Here is a 13,449-nt window from a genome sequence, read left to right as displayed (position 1 = left end):
ATGTGGTCCATTTCAGGCGTCTTTTTGCCTCACGGGATTGGTTATTTCCGTTTGCTTCGACAGGCTTTGGGGCACGATTCGCGGAGCACAATCATTCTGCTCCTCATCATCGTTATCATTGTCGCCATTTATCTTCATCGGCGACATTAAGCTTCTATTCAGTTTTCCAAGGCTGCCCCGTTACGGCAAACAGGGACGCCGTTTCATGGGACCGACCCAAGCCCACAAGACGGTCTTGGGTCTCGATTCTGAGCTCATAACCCGATCTCAGAAGTCGCCCTGCAATACTAAGTGGTCCAAGTACGCCCACTAAGTATTGCTACCACGAAACTCTGTCCCTGTTTGCCTCCACTCACATTTCAATAAAAGCTCCGAATAGTAATTTATCTCACACGCAATTCTACACAGTGATAACGTTAATTTGATGCAGAATGTGAGCGAAAGGGCGTCAACATTGAAACGAAGCAGTGAAAGTGGTGTTAATTCGAATGGGCTTCTCGAATTTACAGCACGGACGGTCGCCAAGACTCGCGGTTCTCAGAGGCTTGGCGGCGAGGTGAAAGACGGTGCACTCCCGGCTTGAACCGGTCCCGCAGCGAAGTTTCAATGTTGACAACCGGTAGCATAAGCCCATCACCGAAAAATCAAATTAACAATAGTTCATAGAAAGAAGGTTAATTAACCTTGAAAATTATCCGCGCCAACATAAAACCCTTTGCCTGGGGGATCTTCTGGGCTGTCTTTTCAGCGGCCGTAATGGCTGCCGCCAGTTTGTGGCAACCTAAATTGCTGCAAAACGTGATCAATGCCATCATCGCCAACAATAATCATAAAATACTAACGATTGGGATCACATTAATTGTCATCGCGCTCGTTGGTTTGATTGCCGGTGTGTTGAACACCATCTTCTCCGCTAAAGTAGCCATGGGAATGGCCGCATCGATTCGGGAAATGGCCTATCGCAAAATTCAGGCATTTTCTTTTAGTAACATCGAACGTTTTTCAGCCGGCAGTTTAGTTGTCCGGTTAACTAACGATATCAATCAGGTACAAAACCTAATTATGACCGTCCTCCAAGCGCTGATTCGAGTTCCCATCATGTTTGTCGGTGCGCTGATTCTCGCGTTGAACACGCTGCCACAGCTTTGGTGGATCATCGTGATTCAGATTGTCCTTGTTATGCTTGTCGTTCTTAGTACGTTTGGTCGAATGGGACGCCGCTTTGGTTTAATGCAGACTTTAATCGACCGTGTCAACGAACTGGCTAAGGAAAACTTAACTGGAGTCCGCGTGGTTAAGTCATTCAATCAAGAAAACAATGAACAAAAACGATTCAATACTGTCTCTGACAAACTGAATGACCAAAATATTGGCGTCGGTATTCTCTTTTCGTTAATGATTCCCGCCTTTATGTTGATTGGGAACATGGCAGTGGTTGCCGCCATCTACTTCACTGGCGACATTGCCCAAACACATCCAGGTGCCGTTGCTGCCATTGCGTCATTTATTAATTATCTGATGCAAATCATGTTTGCCATTATTAATGGTGGTATGATGCTCACCTTTTCCGCTCGTGCAATGGTGTCCTTAAACCGGTTAAACGAAATCATGAACACTGAGCCGGACATCGTTTACAAGAAGGATGTGCCGGAGCAAGACTTAACCGGATCTGTTAAATTTGACCACGTTTCCTTCACTTATGATGGTGATGATCAACCAACCCTGTCAGATATTTCATTCGACGTTAAACCCGGCGAAATGATCGGCATCGTTGGTGCTACTGGGGCTGGTAAGTCCACCCTAGCCCAGCTCATCCCCCGTTTGTTTGACCCGCAAAGCGGGACGGTTAGTGTTGGCGGCGTTAACTTGAAAGACGTCAATGAACGTTCACTACGTAAAACAGTCGCCTTTGTACTACAACGGGCCATCCTATTTTCCGGTACCGTTGCGCACAACCTTCAGCAAGGTCTTAAAAATGCCTCAATTGCTGATATGGATCGGGCCAGCAAGATTTCGCAAGCTGCTGAGTTCATTGACCGTTTGCCCAATCGCTACGATGCTAATATCGAGGAACGTTCCAGCAACTTTTCTGGTGGGCAAAAGCAACGATTATCCATTACGCGAGGCGTGATTGGCCGGCCAAAGATTTTGATTCTGGACGACTCCACATCTGCGCTAGATGCCGAGTCAGAAAAGCTGGTTCAGGAAGCTTTGAACCATGAACTAAAAGGCACAACTACGTTTGTCATTGCAGAAAAAATTTCATCAGTAATCAACGCCAATCGCATTTTAGTCCTCGATAACGGGAAACTTGTAGGTGAAGGCACCCATCAAGAATTAGTTGCTAATAACCACTTCTATCAAGAAATTTATGAGACTCAAAAGGGAAAGGGGGAAGCCTAATGTCAGACGTTGGTCGCTCAATGCGTTTCTTCTATCATTATCTGAAACGTTATAAGATTAGTTTTACGATCGTTATTATTGCTATCATCGTTTCTACCTACTTTCAGGTTAAGGCCCCTATTTACCTGGGAAAGGCCGTCACCTCGCTGGCTAAATATGTATTTGGCCTAATGCATGGCGTCAGCAATAAAGGTGATTTTGTTCATTTTGTTTGGCTGCTTGGCCTATTCTATTTCATCGGTGTCCTAGGAACATTTGTCATGAACATCGCAATCACCTACATTACGGGCTACTCAACGAACCGCATGCGCCGTGGTTTGTTTGGCAAACTACAACGGATGACGATCCGATTCTTCGATTCCCATCAAGACGGTGACATTCTCAGCCGTTTCACCAGTGATTTGGATAATATTTCCAATGCCCTTAATGAGGCTCTAGGTGAAATCATGGCCAACATCGCGTTGATGATTGGTATTTTGATTATTATGTTCCAGCAGAACGCGCAAATGGCATGGGTCACCATCGCCTCAGCCCCTGTTGCTATCATCCTGGCTACCTTTCTCATTAACCGTACCCGCAAGTATACCGATATTCAGCAAGATGAAGTCGGCAAATTGAACGGGTATATCAATGAACAAATTGCCGGTCAAAAGGTCAACATTACTAACGGTTTGCAACAGGATTCCATCGACGGTTTTCTGCCTCACAACGAAAACGTTCGTAAGGCCACAACACGGGCGCAAACGTACTCAGGCATGCTCTTCCCACTGATGCAAGGCATGTCATTAGTCAACACGGCGATTGTTATCTTCGCCGGTAGTTGGATAGCAATGAACTCAGGCATGAGCCGCGCCGCTGCCCTTGGTTTGGTCGTTGTCTTCGTCCAATATTCGCAGCAGTTCTATCAACCAATCACCCAAATTTCAACACTCTACAGCATGTTCCAATTAGCGGTTACTGGTGCCCGACGTTTGAACCAGATGTTTGATGAACCGGAAGAAATCAGACCAGAAAAAGGCGCCATTATTCCTGCTGGCTCAACCAGCGCCGCACTAAATGATGTCCATTTCAGTTACGATAAAGGTCGTGAGATTCTGCATGGCGTTTCCATTGACGTTGAACCAGGTAAAATGGTCGCTCTTGTCGGTCCTACCGGTTCTGGGAAAACAACGGTTATGAACCTCCTGAATCGCTTTTACGATGTCGATTCAGGGACTGTTTCTATTGATAATAAGGATGTGCGTCAGGTTGACATGACAAACCTGCGTGACCACGTCGGAATCGTCTTACAGGATAGCGTCCTCTTCTCTGGCACCATTGCCTTTAATATCAAGTATGGAAAACCTGATGCCACTGATGAAGAGATGATTGCAGCGGCTAAGCAAGCCAACATTCACGACTTCATCATGTCGCTAGACGATGGGTACGATACCAAGGTCACGGACGAAAATTCCGTCTTCTCGACGGGACAAAAACAACTGCTTAGTATCGCTCGGACCATCCTCACTAACCCATCATTATTGATTCTTGATGAGGCGACTTCAAACGTTGATACCGTCACCGAAGCGCGCATTCAAAAAGCGATGGATGCCGTGGTTCAAGGTCGCACAAGCTTTGTTATCGCTCACCGTTTGAAAACCATTCTTAACGCTGATAAGATTGTGGTGTTGAAAGATGGCAATGTGATTGAGCAAGGAACTCATCAGCAATTGCTCGATAAACATGGATTCTATTCGGAACTGTATCATAATCAGTTTGTGTTTGAATAAAGATTTTCCTGAATTCTTAAAAAGCACCCGAAAATACCTTAAAAATAGTTTTAAATTCTACTACTATTTCTGATAACCCATGTAAGCACAATTTAAGTCTATGAACGACTTAAATTTCGTGATTGTATTTTCATCTACCCGTGTTAGAATTTTATATATATAAATGCAACGAATAGTACATCAAGACCCGATGCTCTCCACAAGCATCGGGTCTTTTTTACACTTAATTTAATTGAGCGGATGCTGGTCAAACAAATCCGTGCCCTAATGCTTGTTTCGATCTAACCAGTAGCCGAGTAATCGAAGATAAATGCCAACGATTATTCCGACAAGCACGGAAATAAGAAAATGTAGCACCGTATTAACGTAGCAATTTGCTGGTCAAGAATGACGATTATCAAATTTGTCCTTTAAATTGTGATTGAACCTCATTAAGGCAGTTTCCACTTTTAAATACCCATAAAACTGGAGACACTTAACTTGGGTAGAATGCTTACTAACAAATGAACATAGTCTGGCATCATATACCCCCTCAATAATACCGACACGCTTGTATCGACACAATGATTGAATATCTTGTTAAAGATCCTTTCGATATTGATTGTAAATCAATCTTTCTCCTCTACTTAGGTGTAAATACTGTATGGTGTTTGCATAATCGCTTAGCGGGAGCTTGGCTATTAATCTTATTCACCATATTGATAATTCCCTTTCGATTTATAATGTTTGGCTTCGACACCTTCACTCTAAATCCGAAGGAGGATTTGGATTGGAACGAATGAACGCCCACCCGCATAGCACGTGGTTTATTGTTTTGCGCGTTTGCGTGCTCAACTTGGTCTAAAAACACTAAATCAAAAAGTTCGTTATCACAGCGATAGCGGACTTACTTTGCTTAATGTGCATTATGAACTGCATCAAAAAAGCATAGATCGTATTTACCTTTGACGTTTACCCCGAAAGTTGTTCCAACTTTTAGGGTAAACGTCACTTGGATAACTACAAAAAGCCTTTTTTAGTTAACATCATCGTAATCGGACTCAATCTGCGTTTCAGTTACTTTCCCTGAATATAGAGAATTCTTTACAATCTTCTCGCAATCTCCTTTATCGAAACCACTCTCTACACTCAATGGTACTGCCGGCGATTCAGCCTTAGTCAGCTGGCCCGGACTTGGCTGAAAATATCCTCCGTTTTCGATTTTGTAATAATTAGCTACAACGTTACCAAATTTATAAACAGCCCACCATTTGTTCTCAATAGCAGCCCCCGCAGAAAATTTAACAAATCCATCTCGTTCCCACTGAGCAACATAATGTCCACCTTCATCAGGAGCATAATTATTATTCGCAAAGTCAAAAAGCAGTTGTCCACCATTCAACGCAAACACTTCACGAGACTTCTGGATTTGCTTCTGATGATTAGAGATCACCTTCATATATGCGTTTAATGCGCTCACTTCTGGTCCTTTAAAATCTACAGTTTTATCGTTATCCGTATTTTTATACACTTGGACTTTAAATAAATATCCTGCATCAAACTCAAGATTAACCAATTTCTGCTGGTCTGCTAATTCCATTTTCATTTCATTAATATTATTTAACACACCCTTATACTGCTGTACTAACTGTCCATCAATGAAACACAATATTATTGATACTATTAAAATAAACGAATTTAATACGATTAATGCTTTGCTTGTCTTAGCTTTACAAAAATAAGTAATGCTAAATCCAAAAATCAAAAAAATGCCCGTTCCCAAAAACACTATCAACCTACGAGCAGATAAAGCACTATTTCCCAAAATAATGTATAAACCATATAAAAAAATAGCGCCACTCAAAACCCCAACAAATAAATAGCACCACAAAAATATTCTACTAGAACTAGTATATGGAACTAAAGTGTCCCTTTTAAGAATACTTTCTAACTCGCTTTCAGACGGTTTTCGCCCGTTTATAGCCTGAAAATACTTAATTGCTTTTGATTTTTTCATGTAATGCTCCCTCATTAAAAGATACATCAAAACAACCTTAAACAATTCTGCCTAATTTGGTTAAATACCCTTGACATGATAAAATTCCTACCACACATCTGCTTAGTTATCAGTGTCATCTTCATTGTTAGAATCTACTTGATTCTCGTCGTCGGAATCACTTGAATCGCTGCTAACAGCACTATCATCGTTATTACCATCTGAGTTGTTTTGACTACTGTCATTAGAATCACTATCTGGTGCAGACATCTCTCGGCGTTCTTCACTGGCTTGCTTATCAAATCCTCCAAAATATTCCGTCAAGCTGCCTTGAATGCCCAGATCTTGTCTAGATAAAACTTTGTAGGTGCCTTCTTGTACGATAGCCTTAATATATGGATTTAGATCAATCCCATTACACATTAACACGGTAATTGTGCCGTCATGGTTATTAGTGAGAACGACACCGGTCATCGCTCCCGCACCACTTCTATTATTTCCGGCAACGAATATGCTATCCGGTGGAGTAACCGCACCACTATTTTCAAGAACAGGAATACCTTCACCTGGTTCTGAGGTATAGATAACGTATGTTTCCCCAACAATGTCGGCACCTTGAGTAGAACTATCATTAAGCTTTTGCAGAAAAGCAACGGCATTTGTGTTGTTTAACGATTGTTCATCCTTTGCAGTTTGGCTTTGATCAGTATCACCGTTAGTTTTCGAATTAATCGTTACTTTGTCAGCAACTGTCGTTGTTTCAGCACTCGTTAGCGTCTTATTTAAATAATTAACTACTTTCGCTAATGACACCTTTAATAGAATTTTATCTCGTGCATCAAAATAAGACACTTGGTCATGATCACTACCTACCAGGCTGTAGTAATTAAACTGAGACATTTTATCAGAATTTGTGCTGTACTTTGCCGTTGTCGAATTTACGATTCGAACGAACAGACTAAACCCTTTTTCAAAGTTTGTTCTATCCGTCGACGATAATTCTTTACTATGACTACTTGGGATATGTGTATCACCATACAATGTGATAGCTGTCGCTGACATTTTCGGGTGCTGTTTCAAATCATTAACAGTAAAGTTGCTCTTGTTTTTAACAGGCATTCCGACAATTTTTTCTGTTTTTTTCGACTCTTTGACATTATCTTTTTTACTACCAGAAGAACTAACAGACTTACAGCCAGACAAAGTCAACGTTAGTGCAACGCCAATCAAAGCAATACCGACCTTTTTCAATGAAGATTTTCGACTATAAGCCATTCATTATTCCCCCCAAACAAGTGCTTTTTAAAATTAATTTCATTATCCTCAACCTAGTCGCAACAATTACATGCAAAAAACGTCGTCATAAATTTTGACTGGCATCTATGTTAGAAAAACAAAATAGAACCACCGTTGTCTTAGTTATTGGCGTTATTTGAACCACCAAAATAATCAGTAAGGCTATCAACACCAGAAATACTATCTTGTCTTAAAATTTTGTAATCAGAGCCACTGACATCCACTGTTAAGTACGGAGCATCGTTAGGCTCATTACATAAAATCATCGTTACAGTATTGTCGCTATATTTGATAAGAACAATACTTCTACGTCCTGAACCAGAACCGTTACCTGATACTCCACCAATAATTACACTGTTCGGTGGCGCCGTAGCACCACTATCCGTATCAATGGGAAGTGTACTAGTACCCCCAGCATAATCAATTTGGGCCATATTAATAATTGACGCTCCCTGTGATGAAGCATCGTTCACACTCTTTAAGAATTTCAATGCCGCCTGTACGTTCCAAGACTGGTTGTTTATATTGTTATCAGTTGTTTCCTTCGTCTTCATTGAAATATTTATACTATCAGCAATACTCGTCATTTCAGCATTCGTTAAAGTCTTGTTCAAATAACTTATCACGTCTGATAGTGAAGTCTTTAAGAGCGTTTTATCTTGCGTATTATAATACGTTACCTGATCATGATTGCTTCCTACTAGGCTGTAATAGCTAAATTGCGATATTTTGTCAGAATTCGTGTAGTATTTTGCCGTTGTTGAATTTACGCTTTCTACTGCCAGACCAAAACCTCTTTCAAAATCAGCTTCATCCTTCGATGACACCTTTCCTTTTTGGTCTTTTTGAATATGTGTATCTCCATACAAAGTAATAGCAGTCGCAGACATCTTTGGATGCTGTTTCAAGTCATCAACAGTGAAATCGCTCTTGTTCTTAACCGGCGTGTTTGAAACCTTTTCTGTTCTTTTTGATTCTTTAACGTCATTTTTTTTATTACTTGAAGAATTGGAAGACGCACACCCACTAAGAGTCAACACAAACACCATCATAGCCGCTAAAATACAAATCCTATTAAATTTAACTGATCGATACAGGCTCAAATATTTCACCTTCCAGACACTTTCTAAATTTTTTTCTAACCGCTTAAAAGTCGAAATAATAAATACTCATTCTTTTTTAGTTATCCGTATCGTCATCATTATCGTCGTTCGTATCTACACTATTTTGATCAGAATCACTCGAGTCACTGTCATCGTCGTTATTCTCATCTGAGTCAGTGCTATCATCTGAATTTGAATCATTATTGTCATTACTGTCACTATTTGAACTCGAATCATCACTAGATTGCATCTCCGGAGGGACTTGTTGATTGGCAGGATCTTTATCATGTGAGACAGTCGCCATTTGATAATCCACATTTGCCAAAGTTTTACGACCACCGGCATTATTAACAAAGTCTATGATGTCGTCATATGACGCAAAGTATGGATCATGGCCAGCATCTGAGTACTCAATGCCATCTTTACTCGTTGAAGAATCATGTGTAACAACAAACTCTGGCCACCGAACATAAACACCACCTGCTTGACTATTTGAAAGGAAAAAGTGTGGCGAATCATAACCTTCAATTTGACTCAAAGTATTTGGAACTTCATTGGTGCCCACTACATACTGTTTCCACTGACGGGTAGCGTCAGAGTTTTGAGTCCCATAATAAATAATGGCTTTTAAAGCGTCTGAATTTGTAGAAACGTTCGAATCGAAATCACTGTTTGTTAAAAAATTTGAATCAACGTTTGTCTTTTTGGGGGTATCGCTTTTCCCACCTACGATTTTTTTAGGTGAGTTCTTATACCCTTCTTTACCATTGACGTGAACATTCTTTGATAGGGATTTAACTTTTCGTGCTAAATCATGACTGTTCAGATAATGCACAATTTCACTTAATTGAGTTCCAGAGAATTCTGACCCTTTTTTACCTCTGAAAATGACTCTACCTTGATTTGAACCTGTCAAAACAAATCCAACACTCTCGTTGGTATCGCCGTCATCAAATTCATAGATACCTTCATCGAAATCGGTTTTCTTCCAGTTTGACACGCTAGAAAATTGATTTTCAGCTTCGCCCCACTCCGATACTTTGAGTGCCCGCACAGCATATTCAGTGACCGCTGCCACCATCAGACTATTGCTCTTCTTTAATTTTCCAACGGTCAAGGTTCTACGATTCTCTCGGGCACGTTTAACGTCCTCTTGATGTTTCACAAAAAGAAAGGCTGAACCTAAGACAGCAATCAAAATGACTAAAACTAATAGGAATTTATAAAACGGACGTTTTCTAGACTTTTTAGATTGATTGGAACCATCTCTCGAATCTTCAAAACGAAAATCATTACTCTGTGCTTCTGTGTATTCATCAAATGTTGGTTGGCGATGGTTGCTCTCTTCAAACCATTTCTTCCACTGCTCGGATTTTGACATTTTGTCCTACTTTCTAAGTGACTTAGTGATTAATCCTATACTGGTTAGCACCATGACAACGACAGCTACAATTAATATCCAGAAGCCGGGTCCAAAATAATTTGAAGCCTGTTCTGTGATTTTCTGCGCCACGTCACTTTCTGAAATCGCATTCGTAATTTTAACTGCAATTGTTCCTAAAAAGGCCGCCTCCACAAAGGCTGATAATGCAGCAATCACCTTAGCTACTCGACTTGGCAAAATAGCAAACAGAATGAAAACGATCGGACAAATTGTGAGTATTGCAATGGATACCGTAAAATCACTCGTATCTATGTAACTACCTAAGCCAAACTTATTGACGAAATCTCCAGGCGCATTTAAGACGTCAGATAGTGTCGTCGCGTAGTTTCCCAAAATCGGAATATTAACTTGAATAAAGTTGAACGCATAAACACTGGCCAATGCCAGGGCACCAGCAATAATCGCAAACATTTCCGCCGCACCAAAACCGACTTTTTGTCGAGGTTGTGGTGTCGTTTCTTTAGTTTTTGAATTTTCCAAGGAATCCTGCACCGGAGCTTCTTGATAGTGAGCTACTTTTTGTCTTTCTGGTGCCTGTGTCTCCTCTCTACGTGGTATATCTGGCTGTCGAGGCATACGCTCCGCCATTTCGTTGGCTACATTCTTAAACATTGATCGAACGCGGGCTCCATCGAGTTGCATTTCAGTGAGCCGTTTTTCAAGTTTGGCATCCCACTCGAAGCGTTCACGCCTACTCAACAATGGATAAAGATACGTAAAACCCAAAATGATTAATAATGCCCAAAAGCGAAACATTGGCAGTGCTTCTAACAACGATGTTGGTAAAATAATGAAAAATAGTGCAAGGACTGCGAACGTAATGCCGCTATTCTTAATAAACTTCAAAATCAATATCCAATGTTCGCGCGTCGGCGTTAAGCGATTCAGTAGGTCGACATGTTCAGTGTCTTTTTCATACCTATCAAGTTTTTTCTGTAAACGATCAATTTCAGCTTGATTTTCCTGATTATCGGATTCTTCAACATCAGATTTACCTTCTGAATTCTCTACTGACGCATCAGAATTCTCTTTTTGATTCATTGCAGCAGATTTCTTCAAAAACTCAAGTTCATCATCGTCTGGCTTCCGACCATTAATCAATTCAAAATAATCACTTAGCTCCTGAGTATTATCTTTGTTCATAGTGCCCTCCCACTAATTCAAAAAACCGTCTGTCTCTAGTTCATTTGTTGTTATTTGCCCCGTGTAGTTCTTGCTGTTGATTATTTTTAAAGCAGTGTTTAGATCAAAGAAATTACTTAATGGTTGCTCGTCATTTGTAGTTTGAAACTTTTCCAACTTCTTAGAAAAAAGCTCGATTTCAAACTCGTAGTTACTCAAATCGGCTCTTCTTTTATTTAACTTAATCAAATAATCACGCCTGACAACTCTATCTAAGTCGTCTTCTTTTAATTGAGTTGTCTGGCTGGTAACACCTAAATTATCTATTTGAGATCCAAAAGTCTTTTCAATACGATTTCGTTGCTGTTCAGCGATTCTGTTGCCAATCGTACGGGCTCTATCACTTGGACCACTGTCTTTATCTACAATCAATTTGTATTGACCATCAAAATATAAACTCTCGGTTTTTTTATCTTCTACGATTTCTGTATTGATTTCATGAATTTTATTAAGTGCATCATTGTATGTATTTTGCAAAACAATTCCATAAATACTGACACCAGAAAAGACCAAAAAGAAAACCAAGTCTAATACAATGTAGTTCATTGGGTGATAACGATTGACTTTAATCAATGCAACAATTAAAAGCGCAACAATGATAACCAGCCCGGAGATGATAAAAAATTTTATAAGCAAATCTAACGACAAATATTCACTTTTAGACAAATGAATTAACCGAACAACATTGATAATACAGAGGAATATGAATAGTAGAAAAAATATAATCGAAAATCCTTTTATTTTTCTAGCGTATTTTACTGAAATTGCATATTTCTTTGGATGTTGTAGGAAGGTGAGTACAGTACCTATACATAACATTGGAAGTACAAACATATAGACACCGATAAGACTGGCATACAAATAAATACTTGCGTTCCCTAAGATTCCAATACTTACGACCAAAACTATTAACAAATCCGAAACCATGCTCCACGCTTGTCCAACTCTGCTCAGTTCAAGGATTTTCAACTTATGAGAAAAGTAAATTGTAAATACAAAAGATAAAATTCCTAAAGTACCGTCTATTATCATCCATGGATAATAGTACGTAGGTTTTAAAATCCATAAGGGTATTGAAAGAACGGTTAAAACAAGAAGCGTTATTTGAAAAACACCGCTCACTTTTGTGATTCTCATTTTCTTAATACGCTCTGAGTGATTAGATTCTACGGAACTATTCGTCTCATTTTCTTTATTCAACAAGTTTTTTAGTTCTGACTCTGTCGGTTTTCTACCCCTAATTAGTTCAAAATATTCGCTTGCTTTCTTTCTGTTCATCAAAATAACCCCTCATATTTTGGTTTATTTTATTTTAACCCGAAATCGGGTTACTAACGTAAAAATATATGAATCGGAATCCCCAACTTGTCATGAGCCAGCTGTGCTTCATCAACATGTAGCGGTGTTCGACCATGGATTTTGTTAGCAGCTGAACTGACTGAAACACCAATGGCATCAGCAAACTGCTCTCTCGTTATTTTGTGTGCATATAAGTAAGTTCTCAAATCCATTTTTTCGCTCACATTTTTACTCCTTAACATTTGACGTTTGACCCGCATTCGAATCATAACTCGATATCGGAACAAGTGCAACAATAAATTGACGGAAAGCGCAAAAAAAGCCCTCTTTTTGCTTTAAAATTAAGAGCAAAAAGGAGCTTTTATGTTAAACGATATCCTGCATAACGCGCGTACTTCACAGCGTTTATCAATTGCTGAGTTAACTGACGCGCTGAATAAACGCTATACGATTACATTTTCTAAAAGCGCCATTCAAAGATACGAAAAGGGCGCCGACATTCCACCGAGTCGACTCTTCGTTTTAGCGGACTATTTTGGTTGGTCTCTTGACTCGCTGGCTAAAGGGTATGTCGATAGTAGCCGCCGAAAGTAAATAGTTTAAATATTAATGATGACAATCAACTTCCTGGACATGACCCAGTCAAGTAAACAGTCGAAATAATATAAATTAACTTGCTTTGCGAACGGTCTGATTCCGATATTCATTCGGAGTCAGGCCGTTTAGTGTTTCTTGCGGACGACCATTGTTATACCAGTCGATCCCAGCGTCGACTAAGGCGACAAGTTCTTTGAACGTGCCGGCCGGTCGTAGATCAAACCATTCATCTTTGATATGACTCCAAAAGGTTTCCATGGCGCCATTATCAATAGGTTTACCACCACGAGACATACTGTGTGTGATGTGATGTTGACGTAATTCTAAGTCATAGATTCGAGCTGTATACGCAGAACCACGGTCAGTATGTAACAGTGGTTC

12 protein-coding genes and 1 pseudogene are annotated in these 13,449 nt (G+C 40.0%); 4 read left to right on the top strand and 9 right to left on the bottom strand.

Annotated elements, in window-relative coordinates:
* The 3 genes from G400_RS16270 to G400_RS0107015 all read left to right on the top strand — a co-directional run bounded on the left by G400_RS16270 (nt 1) and on the right by G400_RS0107015 (nt 4,172).
* Complete coding sequence (locus G400_RS16270) at nt 1-150, top strand: hypothetical protein (protein WP_017260849.1); 150 nt, start codon at nt 1-3, stop codon at nt 148-150.
* 534 nt (nt 151-684) lie between these two features.
* Nucleotides 685-2,403 carry an ABC transporter ATP-binding protein gene (locus G400_RS0107020; protein ID WP_017260848.1) on the top strand — a complete coding sequence of 573 codons (1,719 nt, stop codon included), beginning with the start codon at nt 685-687 and terminating at the stop codon, nt 2,401-2,403.
* A complete protein-coding gene (locus tag G400_RS0107015) occupies nt 2,403-4,172 on the top strand; it encodes an ABC transporter ATP-binding protein (protein ID WP_017260847.1) in 1,770 nt (589 codons plus the stop codon). Before G400_RS0107020 ends, G400_RS0107015 begins: the two co-directional genes overlap by 1 nt.
* Before the next feature lie 390 nt (nt 4,173-4,562).
* Here the strand turns inward: G400_RS0107015 and G400_RS16640 are convergent.
* The 8 genes and pseudogenes from G400_RS16640 to G400_RS0106980 all read right to left on the bottom strand — a co-directional run.
* Nucleotides 4,563-4,681: pseudogene (locus G400_RS16640) on the bottom strand (IS200/IS605 family transposase); the annotation flags it as partial.
* A gap of 506 nt (nt 4,682-5,187) precedes the next feature.
* A complete protein-coding gene (locus tag G400_RS0107010; protein ID WP_017260846.1) occupies nt 5,188-6,168 on the bottom strand; it encodes a hypothetical protein in 981 nt (326 codons plus the stop codon).
* Between the two features lie 102 nt (nt 6,169-6,270).
* The gene (locus G400_RS0107005; RefSeq protein ID WP_017260845.1) at nt 6,271-7,422 is read right to left on the bottom strand and encodes a hypothetical protein; all 1,152 of its coding nucleotides are present in this window, start codon (nt 7,420-7,422) and stop codon (nt 6,271-6,273) included.
* A gap of 140 nt (nt 7,423-7,562) precedes the next feature.
* Nucleotides 7,563-8,546, bottom strand: coding sequence for a hypothetical protein (locus G400_RS0107000; RefSeq protein WP_026017038.1), 984 nt, complete (start codon nt 8,544-8,546; stop codon nt 7,563-7,565).
* A 76-nt stretch (nt 8,547-8,622) separates the two neighbouring features.
* On the bottom strand, nt 8,623-9,927 hold the full coding sequence (locus G400_RS0106995; RefSeq protein ID WP_017260843.1) for a hypothetical protein: 1,305 nt from the start codon (nt 9,925-9,927) through the stop codon (nt 8,623-8,625).
* 6 nt (nt 9,928-9,933) lie between these two features.
* On the bottom strand, nt 9,934-11,133 hold the full coding sequence (locus G400_RS0106990; protein WP_017260842.1) for a hypothetical protein: 1,200 nt from the start codon (nt 11,131-11,133) through the stop codon (nt 9,934-9,936).
* Between the two features lie 12 nt (nt 11,134-11,145).
* Nucleotides 11,146-12,450 carry a hypothetical protein gene (locus G400_RS0106985; RefSeq protein ID WP_017260841.1) on the bottom strand — a complete coding sequence of 435 codons (1,305 nt, stop codon included), beginning with the start codon at nt 12,448-12,450 and terminating at the stop codon, nt 11,146-11,148.
* Nucleotides 12,451-12,503: 53 nt separating this feature from the next.
* On the bottom strand, nt 12,504-12,695 hold the full coding sequence (locus G400_RS0106980; protein ID WP_017260840.1) for a helix-turn-helix domain-containing protein: 192 nt from the start codon (nt 12,693-12,695) through the stop codon (nt 12,504-12,506).
* Between the two features lie 139 nt (nt 12,696-12,834).
* Here G400_RS0106980 and G400_RS14725 point away from each other — a divergent pair, with 139 nt between their 5' ends.
* On the top strand, nt 12,835-13,065 hold the full coding sequence (locus tag G400_RS14725; protein WP_017260839.1) for a helix-turn-helix domain-containing protein: 231 nt from the start codon (nt 12,835-12,837) through the stop codon (nt 13,063-13,065).
* Between the two features lie 75 nt (nt 13,066-13,140).
* On the opposite strand, the gene G400_RS0106970 is transcribed toward G400_RS14725, so the two are convergent.
* A partial coding sequence (locus tag G400_RS0106970) for an integrase core domain-containing protein (protein WP_027827216.1) occupies nt 13,141-13,449 on the bottom strand: 309 nt, incomplete at its 5' end.

Origin of the sequence: Furfurilactobacillus rossiae DSM 15814, from assembly GCF_000428925.1 — a bacterium.
Lineage (GTDB): Bacteria > Bacillota > Bacilli > Lactobacillales > Lactobacillaceae > Furfurilactobacillus > Furfurilactobacillus rossiae.
Note: the sequence above shows the minus strand (reverse complement) of the source record. Positions and strands in the feature narration are given on the sequence as shown.